General features: G+C 70.9%; 17 protein-coding genes. 11 read left to right on the top strand and 6 right to left on the bottom strand.

Annotated elements, in window-relative coordinates:
- Positions 1 to 5 precede the first annotated feature (5 nt).
- Positions 6 to 497 carry a GNAT family N-acetyltransferase gene (locus tag ACLQ20_RS18085; protein WP_425856729.1) on the top strand — a complete coding sequence of 164 codons (492 nt, stop codon included), beginning with the start codon at positions 6 to 8 and terminating at the stop codon, positions 495 to 497.
- Here the strand turns inward: ACLQ20_RS18085 and ACLQ20_RS18080 are convergent.
- Together ACLQ20_RS18080 and ACLQ20_RS18075 are read right to left on the bottom strand one after the other, a co-directional pair.
- Positions 441 to 947 carry a hypothetical protein gene (locus ACLQ20_RS18080; RefSeq protein ID WP_132232336.1) on the bottom strand — a complete coding sequence of 169 codons (507 nt, stop codon included), beginning with the start codon at positions 945 to 947 and terminating at the stop codon, positions 441 to 443. The genes ACLQ20_RS18085 and ACLQ20_RS18080 overlap by 57 nt on opposite strands.
- A gap of 115 nt (positions 948 to 1,062) precedes the next feature.
- Complete coding sequence (locus ACLQ20_RS18075; protein ID WP_327030186.1) at positions 1,063 to 1,680, bottom strand: TetR/AcrR family transcriptional regulator; 618 nt, start codon at positions 1,678 to 1,680, stop codon at positions 1,063 to 1,065.
- A gap of 119 nt (positions 1,681 to 1,799) precedes the next feature.
- Here ACLQ20_RS18075 and ACLQ20_RS18070 point away from each other — a divergent pair, with 119 nt between their 5' ends.
- The 4 genes from ACLQ20_RS18070 to ACLQ20_RS18055 all read left to right on the top strand — a co-directional run bounded on the left by ACLQ20_RS18070 (position 1,800) and on the right by ACLQ20_RS18055 (position 5,729).
- Positions 1,800 to 2,666 (top strand): SDR family oxidoreductase, encoded by an 867-nt coding sequence (locus ACLQ20_RS18070; RefSeq protein WP_425856725.1) that lies wholly within the window; start codon positions 1,800 to 1,802, stop codon positions 2,664 to 2,666.
- Positions 2,667 to 2,888: 222 nt separating this feature from the next.
- Positions 2,889 to 4,388, top strand: a complete 1,500-nt coding sequence (locus ACLQ20_RS18065) for a SulP family inorganic anion transporter (protein WP_425856722.1) — start codon at positions 2,889 to 2,891, stop codon at positions 4,386 to 4,388.
- Positions 4,388 to 4,885, top strand: a complete 498-nt coding sequence (locus ACLQ20_RS18060; RefSeq protein WP_151452554.1) for a MerR family transcriptional regulator — start codon at positions 4,388 to 4,390, stop codon at positions 4,883 to 4,885. Before ACLQ20_RS18065 ends, ACLQ20_RS18060 begins: the two co-directional genes overlap by 1 nt.
- Positions 4,886 to 5,051: 166 nt before the next feature.
- Positions 5,052 to 5,729, top strand: coding sequence for a hypothetical protein (locus ACLQ20_RS18055; protein WP_327030188.1), 678 nt, complete (start codon positions 5,052 to 5,054; stop codon positions 5,727 to 5,729).
- 58 nt (positions 5,730 to 5,787) lie between these two features.
- On the opposite strand, the gene ACLQ20_RS18050 is transcribed toward ACLQ20_RS18055, so the two are convergent.
- Together ACLQ20_RS18050 and ACLQ20_RS18045 are read right to left on the bottom strand one after the other, a co-directional pair.
- Positions 5,788 to 6,810 (bottom strand): zinc-dependent alcohol dehydrogenase family protein, encoded by a 1,023-nt coding sequence (locus tag ACLQ20_RS18050; RefSeq protein ID WP_151452556.1) that lies wholly within the window; start codon positions 6,808 to 6,810, stop codon positions 5,788 to 5,790.
- A gap of 119 nt (positions 6,811 to 6,929) precedes the next feature.
- A complete protein-coding gene (locus ACLQ20_RS18045) occupies positions 6,930 to 7,652 on the bottom strand; it encodes a TetR/AcrR family transcriptional regulator (protein WP_425856718.1) in 723 nt (240 codons plus the stop codon).
- Between the two features lie 107 nt (positions 7,653 to 7,759).
- Here ACLQ20_RS18045 and ACLQ20_RS18040 point away from each other — a divergent pair, with 107 nt between their 5' ends.
- The 4 genes from ACLQ20_RS18040 (at position 7,760) to ACLQ20_RS18025 (ending at position 9,944) form a co-directional block, all read left to right on the top strand.
- Positions 7,760 to 8,743, top strand: coding sequence for an NAD(P)-dependent alcohol dehydrogenase (locus ACLQ20_RS18040; protein ID WP_358114326.1), 984 nt, complete (start codon positions 7,760 to 7,762; stop codon positions 8,741 to 8,743).
- Positions 8,744 to 8,831: 88 nt separating this feature from the next.
- Positions 8,832 to 9,188: a hypothetical protein gene (locus ACLQ20_RS18035; RefSeq protein WP_425856715.1), complete on the top strand. Its 357-nt coding sequence runs from the start codon at positions 8,832 to 8,834 to the stop codon at positions 9,186 to 9,188.
- Positions 9,185 to 9,634, top strand: a complete 450-nt coding sequence (locus ACLQ20_RS18030; protein WP_151452560.1) for a MerR family transcriptional regulator — start codon at positions 9,185 to 9,187, stop codon at positions 9,632 to 9,634. The genes ACLQ20_RS18035 and ACLQ20_RS18030 overlap by 4 nt, the downstream gene beginning before the upstream one ends.
- Before the next feature lie 28 nt (positions 9,635 to 9,662).
- Positions 9,663 to 9,944 carry a hypothetical protein gene (locus ACLQ20_RS18025; RefSeq protein WP_425856713.1) on the top strand — a complete coding sequence of 94 codons (282 nt, stop codon included), beginning with the start codon at positions 9,663 to 9,665 and terminating at the stop codon, positions 9,942 to 9,944.
- 101 nt (positions 9,945 to 10,045) lie between these two features.
- Here ACLQ20_RS18025 and argS read toward each other — a convergent pair whose 3' ends face one another.
- Positions 10,046 to 11,764: an arginine--tRNA ligase gene (gene argS, locus ACLQ20_RS18020; RefSeq protein ID WP_425856711.1), complete on the bottom strand. Its 1,719-nt coding sequence runs from the start codon at positions 11,762 to 11,764 to the stop codon at positions 10,046 to 10,048.
- Positions 11,765 to 12,813: 1,049 nt separating this feature from the next.
- Between argS and ACLQ20_RS18015 the strand changes: the two genes are divergently transcribed.
- Complete coding sequence (locus ACLQ20_RS18015; protein WP_358114333.1) at positions 12,814 to 13,032, top strand: hypothetical protein; 219 nt, start codon at positions 12,814 to 12,816, stop codon at positions 13,030 to 13,032.
- 281 nt (positions 13,033 to 13,313) lie between these two features.
- Positions 13,314 to 13,724 (top strand): DUF3592 domain-containing protein, encoded by a 411-nt coding sequence (locus ACLQ20_RS18010; RefSeq protein ID WP_358114336.1) that lies wholly within the window; start codon positions 13,314 to 13,316, stop codon positions 13,722 to 13,724.
- A 589-nt stretch (positions 13,725 to 14,313) separates the two neighbouring features.
- Here ACLQ20_RS18010 and ACLQ20_RS18005 read toward each other — a convergent pair.
- A complete protein-coding gene (locus ACLQ20_RS18005) occupies positions 14,314 to 14,874 on the bottom strand; it encodes a hypothetical protein (RefSeq protein WP_358114342.1) in 561 nt (186 codons plus the stop codon).
- Between the last annotated feature and the right edge of the window lie 247 nt (positions 14,875 to 15,121).

Below are 15,121 nucleotides of genomic sequence, written 5' to 3'. Positions count from 1 at the left end.
GCGCGGTGTCCGATCTTCAGCGGCTCGCCGCCCACCACGCCGACGCGCTGCTGCGCTTCGAGCGGGAGAACCGGGAGTGGTTCGCGCGGTCGGTGCCGGACCGGGGCGACGCGTACTTCGCCGACTTCGCCGCGCGGCACGCGGGGCTGCTCGCCGAGCAGGAGAGCGGCACCTGCCACTTCCACGTCCTGGTCGACGCCGACGGGGAAGTGCTGGGCCGGTTCAACCTGGTCGACGTCGCCGACGGCGAGGCCGAGCTGGGCTACCGGGTGGCCGAGCGGGCCGCCGGGCGCGGGGTGGCGACCGACGGCGTCCGCCGCGTCGTGGCACTGGCCCGCCGGGCGTACGGGCTGCGCCGGCTGACCGCCGGGACCACGCTGGACAACGCGGGCTCGCTCGCGGTGCTCCGGCGTACCGGGTTCACGCCGGTGGGCGAGGTGTCACTCGACGGGCGCCCCGGGCTGCGGTTCGCCCGCGGGCTGACGGCCGACGACTGACGCGCCCGACATCCGCTGCCGGACGGTCTCCAGCGCCTCGAAGGCGTACGCCCAGTTGTGGCACTTGAAGCTGCGCAGCCCCTCGATCGCGGTGCGGCAGTCGGTGCAGCGCACCCCGGCGATCGCGTCGGGGACCTCGGTGTTGACGTACCTGCGGTCGCCGAGGATGACCGTCGCGATCATCATCCGGTCGTGCACGCCGGAGAGGGCGGAGGAGACGATGTCGTACCAGTTGACCCGGCGGCCGCACTTCGGGCAGTCCGGCTCGTCGCCGCTGACCCAGAGCGGGGCGCCGATGCTGCGCAGCGGCATGCCGAGCAGCTTCTCGATCCGGCGTACGTCCGACTCCGGGGTCGTCCACCGGTGCCTGCCGGGCAGCGAGGCGGGCGAGTCGTAGACGGCACGGAACAGGACCGGGTCGACCTCCACGGTCTCGCGCTGACTGGTCATCGGCGTGCCTCCTCCACGGTCGGTGCCCGCGCCCGGTGGGGCGGGTACGACCGGATCAACGACGACCGGGGGTCGGGTGTTGTCCGCCCGGTGCCGCGGGATCCCCCGCGGGGGCCTACGGGTGGTGGGGCCCCAGGCCGCGCAGCGCCGTGTCCACCAGCTGGTCGGCGTACCCGTGCGTCAGCGGGCCGGTGCGCTGGAGCCACCGGTTGAGGACCGGCCCGAAGATCAGGTCGACGGCCACGTCGAGGTCGACGTCCTCGGCGAGCTGGCCCGCACGCCGGGCGGCGCGCAGGCGTTCCTTCTTCAGTTCCCGCATGGGCCCGTCCAGCCGCTCCGCGTAGTCGGCGGCGAGGGCGGGGTCGTGGACGATCTCGGTGTGCAGGGCGCGCATGGGCAGGTCGTAGCGCGGGTCGTTCAGCTCGTCGACGACGGCCCGCAGGACCAGCTTCAGGTCGGCGGCCAGGTCGCCGGTGTCCGGTAGGGCGCCGCCCTGGCCGTCCTGCCCGCCGTCGGTCGTGAGCGCGAGGAAGGCGTCGAACAACAGGGCGCCCTTCGAGGGCCACCAGCGGTAGATCGTCTGCTTGCCGACGCCGGCGGCGGCGGCGATGCCCTCGATGCTGAGCTTCGCGTAGCCCACGTCGCCGACGAGGTCGAAGGCGGCGGCGAGGATGGCGCGGCGTGCCGTCTCGCTGCGACGGCTGGAGTCGGGGGCGACCTTCTGCGTGGGCACGGGCCCAATCTAGCAAGAGGATGAGACGAGACGGTCCGTCTTGACAGTGGGGCCCGGTCGGGTAGGGTCACTCCCGTCAACAAGACGAGACGGTCCGTCTCGCTAGGGAGGGAGTCCCCATGGAAGCCTCAGCCACCGCCGCGCCGCGGGTCTGGTTCGTCACCGGGGCCAGCCGTGGCCTCGGCCGCGCCTTCACCGAGGCCGCGCTCGCTGCCGGCGACCGGGTCGTCGGCGCGGCCCGGGACGTCTCGCCGCTCGACGACCTCGCCGCCCGGCACCCCGACCGCCTGCTGGCGCTGCGCCTCGACGTCACGGACCGCGCGGCGGTCCTCGACGTCGTCGACGAGGCGGTACGGCACTTCGGCCGGCTCGACGTCGTCGTGAACAACGCCGGGGCGCTCTACATGGGCATGATCGAGGAGTTCACCGAGGCCGAGGCGCGCGCCCAGTTGGACCTCAACTTCTTCGGCGCGCTCTGGGTCAGCCAGGCCGTCCTGCCGCACCTGCGCGCCCAGGGCGGCGGGCACGTCGTGCAGGTCTCCAGCATCGGTGCGCTCGGCGGCTTCCCCAGTACGGGGCTCTACAGCGCGAGCAAGTTCGCGCTGGAGGGCATGAGTGAGGCGCTGGCCGCCGAGGCCGCCGGGTTCGGCGTCAAGGTCACCATCGTCCAGCCGGGCGGCTACTGGACCGACCTCTACACCAGCAGCACGGCGGCCGCCCCGAACCCCGCCTACGACCCGCTGCGGGAGGAGTTGGCGCGGCAGTGGGCGGAAGGGTCGATCGACAGCGAACCCCGGCTGGCCGCCGAGGCGCTGATGAAGCTCGTCGCCAGCGACGACCCGCCGCTGCGGCTGCTGCTGGGCAGCATGGTCTACGACCTCGCCTTCGACATCTCGAAGCGACGCATGGACGTCTGGGCCGGCTGGGAAGAGGTGAGCCGCGCCGCCGAGCAGGCGGTCCCCGCCCCGGGCGCCGGGCCGGCCTGACCGCCGCCGGGCGGGGGAGGGCGGGGCGCACGGTGGCCCACGGTCGTGACGCTCGCCACGCGCGTGGGAACTCTTCCGTGGCGGAAGAGTAGGGTTCGCCGCGCCGTGCGACCCCGGTGACCGGGCGACGACGGCGCTCCTGCGTCCGTACGCGATGCGACCCCGACCGACCCGTCTCCGCCGGGTGGGCGTGGTGCGCGCCCCCCGAGTGGAAATGGCTGTATGTCCTCTGTGTCGTCCCTGGTCGGCCGCCCGCGCCTGCCCCGCCCGTCCTGGCTGTCGCCGAGGGTGTTCCGCACCGAGGTCCTCGCCGGCCTGGTCGTCGCCCTGGCGTTGATCCCGGAGGCGATCTCCTTCTCGATCCTGGCCGGGGTCGATCCCCGGGTGGGCCTCTTCGCCTCGTTCACGATGGCGGTGACCATCGCGATCTGCGGCGGGCGGCCGGCGATGATCTCCGCCGCCACCGGCGCGGTCGCCCTGGTCGTGGCGCCCCTCGCCAAGGAGCACGGCCTCGACCACCTCGTGGCGGCGGTGATCCTCGGCGGCACGATCCAGATCCTGCTGGCGGTGCTCGGGGTGGCGAAGCTGATGCGGTTCATCCCGCGCAGCGTGATGGTCGGCTTCGTCAACGCCCTGGCCATCCTGATCTTCGTCGCCCAGGTGCCGCACCTGATCGGGGTGCCGTGGCTGGTGTACCCGCTCGCGGCGGTCGCGCTGGCGATCATGGTGGGGCTGCCCCGCCTCACCCGGGCCGTCCCGGCGCCGCTGGTCGCCATCGTGGTGCTGACCGTGGTCACGGTGGCCACCCACGCGACGGTGCCGACCGTGGGCGACGAGGGGTCGCTGCCGGACAGCCTGCCCACGCTCGGTCTGCCGCAGGTCCCCTGGACCATGGACACCCTGACCTTGATCGCCCCGTACGCCCTGGGCATCGCGCTGGTCGGGCTGATGGAGTCGTTGATGACCGCGAAGCTGGTCGACGACATCACCGACACCCCCTCCAGCAAGACCCGGGAGTCGTGGGGGCAGGGCGTGGCGAACATCGTCACCGGGTTCTTCGGCGGCATGGGCGGCTGCGCGATGATCGGTCAGACGATGATCAACGTGAAGGCGTCCGGCGCCCGTACGCGGCTGTCGACCTTCCTGGCCGGCGTCTTCCTGCTGATCCTGGTGGTCGCGCTCGGCGACGTGGTCGCGGTGATCCCGATGGCCGCCCTGGTCGCCGTGATGGTCATCGTCGCGGTGTCGACGTTCGACTGGCACTCGGTCGCCCCGGCCACGCTCAGGCGGATGCCGTACGGCGAGACGATCGTCATGGTGACCACCGTCGTCACCACGCTGGCCACCCACAACCTCGCCGTCGGCGTCGTCGCTGGCGTGCTCACCGCGATGGTCGTCTTCGCCCGGCGGGTCGCCCACCTGGTGGAGGTGACAAGCGTCCTCGACCCCGAGGGGACCACCCGGATCTACTCCGTGCACGGCGAGCTGTTCTTCGCCTCCAGCAACGACCTGGTCGGGCAGTTCGACTACGCCAACGACCCCGACAGCGTGGTCATCGACATGACGCACGCCCACGTCTGGGACGCCTCCTCCGTGGCCGCCCTCGACGCCGTCACCACCAGGTACGCCGCCCGCGGCAAGACCGTGGAGATAGTCGAGCTGAACCGCCCCAGCGCGGAGATCCACGGCACCCTCGCCGGCCGGCTCGGCGTCGGCCACTGATGGCCCCCGACCGCCGTACGGCCGGGCCGGCACCCGCCCCCGGCCCGGCTGCCGAGTCCGCCCCCGGCCCGGCTTCGGCGCCCGCCCCCGGCCCGGTCGGAGGGCGGCTGATGCAGATCGGCGAGGTTGCCGAGCGGGTCGGGTTGAGCATCCGCACCATCCGGCACTACGAGGACGTCGGCCTGATCGTCCCGTCGGCCCGCAGCGACGGGGGCTTCCGCCTCTACACCGCACCCGACCTCGACCGGCTCGCCGTGGTCAAGCGGATGAAGCCGCTCGGCTTCACCCTCGACGAGATGCGCGACCTGCTCGGCGTCCTCGACGCCCTCGACACGGCCGAGGGCGCCGACCGGGTCGCCCTGCTCGACCGGCTCGGCATGTTCCACACCGCCGCCACCGCACGCGTCAGCGCGCTGCGCGACCAGCTCGCCACGGCCGAGGGCTTCGCCGGCACGCTCCGCGACAGGCTCGACCAGCACGGCGGTCCGTCCACCTGAGCCGGTTGCCGCCCCTGGCGACAGGAGTGGCGACGACGGGCAGCTTCCCTTGCTTCTCCGTCAGGATGGCCCTCCTCGCTCCACTGGGGACGGTCTGCCATCCGCTGGCGGCCGGCCGTGGCGGGGGCGCACTACGCTCCGGGCCACACAAGGAGAGGGAAGATCAATGCGTAGGACCCTGCTGCCCGTCGCGGCACTCGCCCTGGTGGCGGCGCTGAGCGGATGCGTCACGATCAACACGCCGGCGGACGACCTGGACCCGGCCGCCTCGGCGCAGCCGACAGGCAGCACCGTCAGCGTGAACGACGAGACAGCGGACCCGGACAAGCCGGCGCCCTCGGCCGTACCCGACACGTCCGGAGCGCCCGCCACGCTCAAGGCGCTCACCTGCGCGCAGCTCAAGACCGCCGTGCTCGGTAACGGATCCGAGCGGTACAACGGCTACCCGGATCCGATCCCGCTGGTCGACGGCATGTGGTCCGGGGAGGACGGCACGGTCGTCCACATGCAACAGCCGTGCGCCGTCGGCGACCTGACCGGCGACGACGCGGCCGACGCGGTGGTCCCGGTGCTGATGGACGGCGGCGGGACCGGCAAGTTCTGGCAGATCGTGATGTACGGCAACATCGACGGTAAGCCCGTCTACGTCACCATGGTCGACATCGGCGACCGTACGCCTGTCGAGTCGGTCTCGATCACGTCGCGCCGGGCGACGGTGGTCTACCTGACCCGCCCCGAGGACGCGTCCTCGGCGGAGGTCGCCGTGCGGCGTACGGCCGTCTACGAACTCAGCGGCAGCCGGCTCGTCGAGATCAGCCACACGGACGCGCCGTACACCCCCTGAGCGGTCGGCCCCACGCGGTGGGCCGTTCCGGCGCGGAACGGCCCACCGGTCCAGTTGCTCAGGGATTGAGCAGGACCTTGATGGCCCGGCGCTCGTCCATGGCCCGGTACCCCTCGGCGGCCTGGTCGAGGGGGAGGGTGAGGTCGAAGACCCGGCCGGGGTCGATCTCACGCTTGTAGATCAGGTCGATCAGCTCGGGCAGGAAGCGACGCACCGGGGCGGGGCCGCCGTGCAGGTGCACGTGGGAGAAGAACAGCTCCTCGCCGGGCAGTTCGACGCCGTGGGCCACGCCGACGTAGCCGACGTGACCTCCCGCCCGGGTGGAGCGGATGGCCTGCAACATCGACTCCTGGGTGCCGACCGCCTCGATGACCGAGTGCGCGCCGAGGCCGTCGGTCAGGTCCTTGATCCGGGCCACGCCGTCGTCGCCGCGCTCGGTGACGATGTCGGTGGCGCCGTAGTGGGTCGCCAGCTTCTGGCGGGGCTCGTGCCGGCTGACCGCGATGACGCGTTCCGCGCCGAGCTGCCGGGCCGCCAGCACGGCGAGCAGACCCACCGCACCGTCGCCGACGACCGCGACGGTCTTGCCCGGGCCCGCCTCGGCGGCCACCGCGCCGAACCAGCCGGTGCCGAGCACGTCGGAGGCCGCGAGCAGGGCCGGGACCAGGTCGTCGGGAGGGAGGTCGGGCGTGGCGACCAGGGTGCCGTCGGCCAGCGGTACCCGCAGGTACTCCGCCTGGGAACCCAGCCCGCCCACCGGCTCCCGATGGACGCACGAGGACTGGTAGCCCGCGCGGCAGATGGGGCAGGTGTTGTCGGAGGCGAAGAAGGAGCCGACGACGAACTGGCCGGGCTTGATCTCCCTGACCTCGCCGCCGACCTCCTGGACGACGCCGACGTACTCGTGGCCCATCGGGGACGGCCCGTGGACCGTCTCGATGCCGCGATACGGCCACAGGTCCGAACCGCAGACGCAGGTGGCGGACAGGCGGATGATCGCGTCGGTCGGGAGTAGGATCCGCGGATCCTCGCGCTCCTCCACCCGTACGTCGCGGGGGGCGTGCAGGACGACACCACGCATCAGGCTCTTCCCTTCGGTCCGGTCCGGCTGCGACGAGGCGGCTCGCCTTCCGGCTTACCCAGTCCGGGCGTGGGATTGCCGCCGTGGGGCGAACAACACCGGGTGCCGCTACGGCGTGGTCATCGGACAACCGATCGCGGCGACGTCCAGTTCTGCTGTCGGAGCCGTTCGATGCCGTCCAGCAGCAGGTCCAGCGCGAACTCGAACTCGAACTGGTCGTCGCAGCCCTGTCCCACGACCGACGCGTCGTCGTGGGACAGGGCTGCCGTGGAGATCTCCGCGAGGTGCGGGAACCGGGCCGCGACCTCCGGCGGGAAGGCCTGCGGTGGTTCTGAGCTGGCCGTGCCGGAGCGGCCGGCGCGCCGGGAGGCGTCGAACAGCTCCTGACTGAAGCCCAGGATCCGGCTGCCCATCGCGTGCATCACGTGGTGGGCGAGGTCGGCGGAGAACCCGCCGGCCCGGAGGGTCCCGACCATCGAGTCGAGGTACGCGAGGACGGCCGGCGTCGCCATGTTCCGCGACTCGATCGCGAGCGGCGCCCAGGGGTGGCGCCGCAGCACCTGCCGCGCCGAGAGGATGCGGCTGCGGACCGCGTGCTTCCAGTCGGCATCGGGCACCGGCGGGTCGATCTCGCCGACGACGACGTCGATCATGCCGTCGAGCAGTTCGTCCTTGTTGGCCACGTGCTTGTAGAGGGCCATCGGCACGACGCCCAGATCCTGGGCGAGGTTGCGCATGCTGAGGGACTCGATGCCGGCCTCGTCGGCGAGCGCGACGGCGGCGTGCAGGATCCGGTCCCTGCTCAGCGGCGCCCGGCGCAGCGTCTCAGCCTGCTCAGCCATCTCGGTCCTCGTCTTCTGGCGGCGGTTGAAACCATAACCGCCTTGACCGGTGTACGCCGTACACCTACATTTGGGTGTACGCCGTACACCTTGAGGGAGGGCGAAAGATGAAGGCGATAGTCCAGGACCGGTACGGCCCGCCGGAGACGCTCACGCTCGCGGACGTCGACGTGCCGGTGCCCGCCCCCGACGAGGTGCTCGTGCGGGTCGAGGCCGCCGCGCTCAACGCGTACGACTGGCATGCCATGCGTGGCGATCCGCGGATGGCGCGGTTGGCGATGGGCCGGACGCGGCCCCGCGCGCGCATCCGGGGCCGCGACTTCGCCGGCCGGGTCGAGGCCGTCGGCAGCCACGTCCGACAGGTGCGCCCGGGCGACGCCGTCTTCGGCGACCTCGGCGACGCCAACGGCGCGTTCGCCGAGTACGTGTGCGTGCCCGCGACCCTGGTCGCGCCGAAGCCGGCGAACCTGACCCCGCAGCAGGCCGCCGCGCTGCCGCTGGCCGGGGTCACCGCGCTCATGGGGCTGCGCGACGTCGGGCGGGTCGAGCCCGGCCACCGCGTCCTCGTCAACGGCGCCTCCGGCGGCGTCGGCACCCTGGCCGTCCAACTGGCCAAGGCGCTCGGCGCGACCGTGACCGCAGTGTGCAGCACCCGCAACGTCGACCTGGTCCGCTCCCTCGGCGCCGACCACGTCGTCGACTACACCCGCGACGACTTCACCCGCGGCGACCGCCGTCACGACGTCGTGTTCGACCTGGTCGGCAACCGCTCACTCACCGCGCTCCGGCGGGCGCTGACCCCCACCGGGACGCTGGTGCTCTCCGGCGGCGGCGTGTACGGCGGCGGCAGCCTCGTCGGGCCGGTCTGGCTCCTCGCGCGCGGACGGCTGCTGGCGCCCCTCGTCCGCCAGCGCATCGTCACCCTCACCGCGACGCCCAGCCGGCAACACCTCGACACGCTCCGCGCCCACGCCGAGGCCGGCCGCCTCACCCCGGTCATCGACCGGACCTATCCGCTGCGCGAGGTGCCCCAGGCCGTCCGCTACCTCGAAGGTGAACACGCGCGGGCGAAGGTGGTCATCACCCTCTGAACTGCTGCGTTGTTACGGGCCTGCAGACCGCCCGGGACAACCGTCAGGGCTTGCATCCGGTACCTGGGTACAGGCTTACCGTCGGGGTATGAGTGACCACCAGACCACGACGGACGGCGCCTGGGCGCCGGATTCCTGCACCCTGCCGACGGCCGAACGGCCACTGCGAGTCGCTGAGTTCGACCAGTTCTTCGCCGCCGCCGTACGGGGCGTCGACCGGCCGTCGGCACAGCATCTGCGGTTGCAGCTCGACGGCTCTGCGCAGGTCGAGGAGACGGCCCGGGACCTGACGGCCCGTGAGTCGTCCTGCTGCTCGTTCTTCGCCTTCGACCTCTCCCGCTCCGGCCCGGATGCGCTGGCGTTGGACGTCCGGGTACCGGCCGCACACGTCGACGTGCTCGATGCCCTCGCCGACCGGGCGGTATCCGTTCGGGATCAGGGATGACCGGGTCGGGACTGCGCAGCGGCCAACTGGCCGACGCGGCCGGGGTCAACCAGCAGACGCTGCGCTACTACGAGCGCCGGGGCCTGCTCGCCTCACCACGGCGGTCGCCAGGCGGGCACCGGCTCTACCCGGCCGAGTCAGTCACCCTGCTGCGGGTCATCAAGACCGCGCAACGCCTCGGCTTCACCCTCAACGAGGTTGCCGACCTGCTCGACGCCGGCCGGCACCAGCACGACCGTCGACCCGACAGCGGCCTCCAGGCACGGGCCAGGGAGAAGCTCATCGAGGTGGAGCAGAAGCTCGCTGACCTCACCATCATCCGTGACACCCTGCGGGCCGCCATCTCAGCCGGCTGCGACGACCTGGTCGCCTGCGCCGGAAGCTCCTGCTGCCCCCTGCCCTTCGCTGGACTGGTCGAGAGGACCGATCGTGCCGACACCTGCTGACCGGCTCCGCCGCCTACTCCCCTCCGGAATGACGGGACTCGCGGGAGCCGCCTGCGCTGCCTGCTGCGTGCTGCCGCTCCTGCTCGCCGCCGGGATCCTCGGTGGTGCCGGCTGGGCCGCGGTCAACCGCTTCCTTCCCGGCGCCGCCGTCGCCCTGGCCGTGCTCGCCGGCCTGTCCTGGTGGTGGGCCACCCAACGCCGCCACGCCACCGGCTGCGTAGGCGGCACCTGCTCCTGCGGCCAGCCCGACCAGCACGACCAGCACGACCAGCACGACCGCGAGGTGATCACGCTACGGGCCGACGCATGACGGTTGCCGGACCGGGACGCGAATCGCTGGCTCTGCCTCGCGAACACGGCGGCTTCGAGGTCGAGTGGGTTCGCCCGAGAGATGCGGCCACCCAGTTCCGATCACATGCGTTCGGGAGCCCTGATGCCGAGCAGGTACAACCCCTGCCGGAGCACCCGGGCGGTCACGTCGCATAGCGCCAGCCGGCTCTCCCGGACCGGCCCGTCGGCGCGTAGCACCGGGCAGCGCTCGTAGAACGCGCTGAACGCGACGGCCAGCCGGTACAGGTATCCGGTCAGGTGGTGGAACTCCAGGCTGTCCGCCACCTCGCCGACCACCGTCCCGAAGCCGACCAGCTCGAAGGCGAGCGCCCGTTCGGCCGGATCGGCCAGCGAGATCGCCGCCTCCGGCCGGGCCGCCACCCCGGCCCGCCGGAAGATCGACCGGATCCGCGAGTACGCGTACTGGAGGTAGGGCGCGGTGTTGCCGTCCAGCGACAGCATCCGCTCCCAGTCGAGCACGTAGTCCTTGTGCCGGTCGCTGGACAGGTCGGCGTACTTGATCGCGCCGATGCCGACCGCCCGGCCCACCTCGGCCGCCTCCACCTCGCCCAGGTCCGGGTTCCGCTCCCGGGCCAGCGCCGTAGCTCGGACGATCGCCTCCTCCAGCAGCCCTACCAGCTTCACCGAGCCGCCGGCCCGGCTGCGCAGCATCCGCCCGTCCGGCCCGAGGATCGAGCCGAACCCGACGTGCTCGGCCCGGGCCGGCGGGGCCAGCCAGCCGGCCTGCGTGGCTGCGGCGTACACCATCTCGAAGTGCCGCCGCTGCGGCAGGCCGACCACGTAGAGCAACCGGGTCGCGGCCAGCGTGCCGATCCGGTGCCGGATCGCCGCCAGGTCGGTCGCCGGGTAGCCGTACCCGCCGTCGGACTTGCGGACGATCAGCGGCAGCGGCTCGCCGTCCCGGCCCACCGAGCCGGGCGGAAACATGCAGGCCGCACCCTCGCTCTCCCGCAGCAGCCCCAGGCGGTCCAGCTCCTCGGCCACCGGTCCGAGCAGGTCGTTGTAGCTGCTCTCACCGTGGAAGTCCCGCTCGGTGAGGGTCACGTCGAGCAGGTCGTAGACGGTCATGAAGTACCGCTCGGACTGCTCCACCAGCAGCCGCCACAGCCGCAGCGTCGCCGGATCGCCGCTCTGCAGGGCCACCACCCGCCGCCGGGACCGCTCCCGGAACGCCTCATCCGCGTCGAACGTGACCCGGGCCGCCTTGTAGAACGAGTCCAGGTCACCCATGGACAGCTCGCGCGCCGCCTCGGCCCCGCCCAGGTCGACCAGGTGCTCGATCAGCATGCCGAACGGTGTGCCCCAGTCACCCAGGTGGTTGGCCCGCAGCACCCGGTGCCCCAGCCACTCCAGCAGCCGGGCGGCCGCGTCGCCGATCACCGTCGACCGCAGGTGCCCGACGTGCATCTCCTTCGCCACGTTCGGCGCCGAGTAGTCGACCACCACCGTCTCCGGTTCGACGGCCACCGGCACCCCGAGCCGCGGGTCGGTGGCCAGCGCGGAGACCAGCCCACCCAGGGCTTCGTCGGCGACGGTCAGGTTGAGGAAGCCCGGCCCGGAGACCTCCGCCGCGCTGCACAGATCGGCCAGCTCCGCGAGGTCCAGCACCTCGGCGGCGATCGCGCGCGGCGGCCGGCCGAGCCGCCGGGCCAGCGCCAGCGCCGCGTCGGACTGGAAGTCCGCGCGCTGGGAGCGCCGCACGACCGGATCCACCGGCCCGCCGGCCACCGTCGCGAACGCCGGCGCCAGCCGGTCGGCCAGCAGTTTCTCAAGGTCCATGGGTACGCCGATCTCGCTCGGATCCGTCGCGCGGATCACCGGATGGGGATGCGGGCGGACCGAGGACGATCGACGATGACCGGCGGCTCGATCCGCCGGTCGCAGGAGAAGAAGACTCAGCGCAGGCGGTCGTGGGACCGCCGGCGTCGCAGCGCGCCGACCTGGACGTCGGGGGACGTCATCGGGTACGCGGGCGAGCTGGTCATGGCAGCAGCCTAACCGTCCAGGCCGGGGGCTGCGCAACGCCGTTCCCGCAGCGAGCGGGCACACCTGGAATCGTCAGGCCGTAGTGGCGGACAGCCGGGCATAGGCCGCGGGTGACCACGGGCTGCGCGTGAGGCTGGGGCGTTGCTCGGGCTCCATGCTCATTCGCACCCGTCCACCCATAAGGTGGCGTCTCTGCATGGGCTCGTTTGCCCGTCGCCGTTCAGGGTCGTTGCTGTCGGCAGCCGTACGTCCAACCCAGTGCGAGCCTCGTCGCGGAGAGCGGTCACAAGCCGTTCGCTTGACCGGACCTGCGCATACTGAGAGCAGCGGCAGGCTCACGGACTGTCAATCGGGCTTATGGTCGATCAATAGACGGAGGCCGACATGCGTTGGCTCATGATTCTCATCATCGCGTTGGTGGTCGTTGCAGCGGTCTGGCTGTGGCGCCGTTCCCAGAAGGCCTCACTCGACATCGACGGCCAGGTTCGTAACCGGCAGGCGTCGACTGAAGCCCGCAGGCGCCTTGACGAACACCGCAACCCGAGTGACGGTAGCCCCGGCAGCGGCGCCGGTGGGGTCGGTGGTGTCTGGGGCGGGTAAGGCATGTCCTTGGCTGCTCTGCGCACTCAGTCCGGCCCGTCCGCGCACGTCTCTGACGTCGGGCGTTGATCCGTCGCCGGCTCGCTTCGGCTCTCACCGTTTAGCCCTGTTGCTGTCACCGTTGCTGTCGACAGCAACAAGGCTGACTGCTCCGGTGTAATGCGGATGCAGGGCACTGACTCGTGCCCTGGGGCGCCCCACGGTGCAGACGGCCGCGTTCGAACCGCTGGCAGACTGCCGTCATGTCGTCTGAACCGGAATCGTGGACCATCAAGCACTTCTCGCAGGGCAACCCAGCCGGCCCCGGCCAGGACAGCGTCCCGGCGCTGCTACGCCGAATCGCAGACAGCATCGAACAACGGCCCGGCACCGAGGTCCAGGACGTCGTATTGCACAACGAGGTCAACGCCGACGGTGACTGGTGGTCGGCCACGGTCTACTTCCATGAACCGTCGGTCTAGCAGAGTCCGGCGTACAGGTCGACTCGTTCGCCGCCCACCAGGTCAGCCGCAAGCACATCGCGGCTGATCTGCCGTTTCTTCGGGCGATCCCGGTCGTCGTTGGTCATTCCTGTTCGACGTTTGACGACCTGGTGACGGCACCGACGGCCCGGTGACGGCCCACAGCCAAGCCTGGGCAGCCGGTAGGCGGTTATGACTCCATTGACTGCACCAGCCTCGTTGCTGACCGGTTCTAGAGTCCGGCCATGGACCGTCGACGGCCAAGCCGAACCTTTCTGCGGGTGTTCTCCATGTTCGGTCTCGTCTTTGCGATTGCGCTTACAGTGCTCGGCACATGGTCAGCCGCAGACGAACGCCGGGGATCAGAGGCAGAGGCCGACGTGCTGGACGTCGAACATCACGGGACGAGAACATTCCTGACAGTCCAGTTCACCACAAACCGTGGCGAGATGTGTGAATCAAGCCTTCGCGTTACGGTCGATGCCAACCGGGCTGTGAGTGCCGGTCAGCGCATCCGTGTCCACTACACCAAGAGCGACCCTTGCCTGAGAGTGCGCGAGGTTGGCGATCAATCCGAGTGGGTCATGGTCCTCATCGCGGTGGTGCTTCTGATCACCTTCGCCATTCTGACCTATGTCGTGTGGCGCCGGCCCCGACCTCCGCTTCCACTCCGATACGCGGGCATGCCGTGATGAGTCGGACGAGGTCGGTTTGACCCGGACCCACCGGCAGACGTTGAAGCGGAATTCAGATGAAGCCTTCCGTGACCTGCGCTAGCCTGACCGGCACACTGGCCACGCCCCATCTCGCGCCCACGGCATTGGTCGCTACTTGCCGACGTTCCACGCTGTCTTGTGCCCTGTGTGTGCCCCGGAAGCTGGCAGTTGATGCTCGGGGCGCCGGCGCCTCCTGGCACCCCGGATGCCGGCTCCCGTCAACGCACCACCGACCGCGCACAAGGTTGGAGCAGACAAGGGCCAGCTTCGTTCGGGCACATACGCCAAGGTCATGGCGAGTGCAGTGACGGCCATCAGTGCACCGACTGCCGCCAAGAGCAGGTACAAACGGCGTCGCCTACGCATCGGGCCAGTAGAGCATGGGCGGGCAACCCTCAGGGCGTGTGGCTGACTCCATGCCCCCAGGCAACCAGCACCGCCACGTGAGCTGCTGTTCCCTAGTCCTTGACCTGGGGGCGCGGTCCGCCATCGTCCGTGCGTGTCCAATGGCGTCCGCCCCGATCGCCACTCGGCTAGTCACCCAGCCGGCACCATCATCAAAGAATCAGGACGCTAGACTTCGTAGACGGTCTGCGATTACGAAGGCTGCGTCGTCCGAGCCCTGACGCACCCTTGTGCCGGTTATAGCGTCGGCCAACGCGACCAACTCCTCCGGTGGCAGGCTGTTCACTCCTCGTACGGGCAGTTTCACCTGGAATTCCGGGTTCGGAGTAGCGACCAGCAGCGACATGACGCCTCGCCTTGGGTCATCCTCCGTGTCGATATTCGCCGTAGACAGGTCCACCCACCGCGTCCGGAGCCACAGGCGCTCACCGAGCAACGTCCCGTCCAGCCACGCTCCATACGAAATCACAGCGACCATTGCCAAGCTGACCGCTCCTACGATGTAGGCCCCCAAGAAGAACCATGCAGAGACGAACAGGTGAGGTAGAAGCGAGCCCCACACGTCGATCGGGCTCTCCGTAAGCGACTCAAAGATCAGGTCAAAGGGCACCCAGAGCAGGAACCCTCCCACGACGATAAACGGCAAACTGAACCCGAACGCCCTGGCCTTCCTAGCTGCACCGGCACCCACCGACAGCCGAACCTTCGAACGTTGTCGCATGCCCGCCGATCCTATCTCCGTAGAACCACAGCACTGTCTGCCGTCGACCCGCCGCCTCGGGAGTAGGCCGCCGCCCGGCCCGCCACATCAAGCGGACCTTGACGCACGTACGGACGCTGCCGAAGCCGACTGAGTCGGCTCTCGTATCACGGACCGCGCCCCCGGCGGACACCGCCACAGTGGCGCAGTTGACCCAACCTCGCCCCGCACGGACCCGGCTCCGGGGGTCGGCGCTGGCCACCGACGG

The sequence above is a fragment of the Micromonospora sp. DT46 genome (assembly GCF_049841735.1).
Lineage (GTDB): Bacteria > Actinomycetota > Actinomycetes > Mycobacteriales > Micromonosporaceae > Micromonospora > Micromonospora reichwaldensis.
The sequence above is the reverse complement of the archived record's forward strand: the minus strand, read 5'-3'. Positions and strand labels throughout refer to the sequence as shown.

What these genes read in the sequence shown, in the direction of transcription:
- ACLQ20_RS18070 (WP_425856725.1), top strand. Translation starts at nt 1,800, where the DNA reads ATGGAAGCCTCAGCCACCGCCGCGCCGCGGGTCTGGTTCGTCACCGGG.
- argS (WP_425856711.1), bottom strand. Translation starts at nt 11,764, where the DNA reads ATGGACCTTGAGAAACTGCTGGCCGACCGGCTGGCGCCGGCGTTCGCG.
- ACLQ20_RS18035 (WP_425856715.1), top strand. Translation starts at nt 8,832, where the DNA reads ATGAGTGACCACCAGACCACGACGGACGGCGCCTGGGCGCCGGATTCC.
- ACLQ20_RS18030 (WP_151452560.1), top strand. Translation starts at nt 9,185, where the DNA reads ATGACCGGGTCGGGACTGCGCAGCGGCCAACTGGCCGACGCGGCCGGG.
- ACLQ20_RS18025 (WP_425856713.1), top strand. Translation starts at nt 9,663, where the DNA reads ATGACGGGACTCGCGGGAGCCGCCTGCGCTGCCTGCTGCGTGCTGCCG.
- ACLQ20_RS18005 (WP_358114342.1), bottom strand. Translation starts at nt 14,874, where the DNA reads ATGCGACAACGTTCGAAGGTTCGGCTGTCGGTGGGTGCCGGTGCAGCT.
- ACLQ20_RS18080 (WP_132232336.1), bottom strand. Translation starts at nt 947, where the DNA reads ATGACCAGTCAGCGCGAGACCGTGGAGGTCGACCCGGTCCTGTTCCGT.
- ACLQ20_RS18065 (WP_425856722.1), top strand. Translation starts at nt 2,889, where the DNA reads ATGTCCTCTGTGTCGTCCCTGGTCGGCCGCCCGCGCCTGCCCCGCCCG.
- ACLQ20_RS18040 (WP_358114326.1), top strand. Translation starts at nt 7,760, where the DNA reads ATGAAGGCGATAGTCCAGGACCGGTACGGCCCGCCGGAGACGCTCACG.
- ACLQ20_RS18050 (WP_151452556.1), bottom strand. Translation starts at nt 6,810, where the DNA reads ATGCGTGGTGTCGTCCTGCACGCCCCCCGCGACGTACGGGTGGAGGAG.
- ACLQ20_RS18060 (WP_151452554.1), top strand. Translation starts at nt 4,388, where the DNA reads ATGGCCCCCGACCGCCGTACGGCCGGGCCGGCACCCGCCCCCGGCCCG.
- ACLQ20_RS18045 (WP_425856718.1), bottom strand. Translation starts at nt 7,652, where the DNA reads ATGGCTGAGCAGGCTGAGACGCTGCGCCGGGCGCCGCTGAGCAGGGAC.
- ACLQ20_RS18055 (WP_327030188.1), top strand. Translation starts at nt 5,052, where the DNA reads ATGCGTAGGACCCTGCTGCCCGTCGCGGCACTCGCCCTGGTGGCGGCG.
- ACLQ20_RS18015 (WP_358114333.1), top strand. Translation starts at nt 12,814, where the DNA reads ATGTCGTCTGAACCGGAATCGTGGACCATCAAGCACTTCTCGCAGGGC.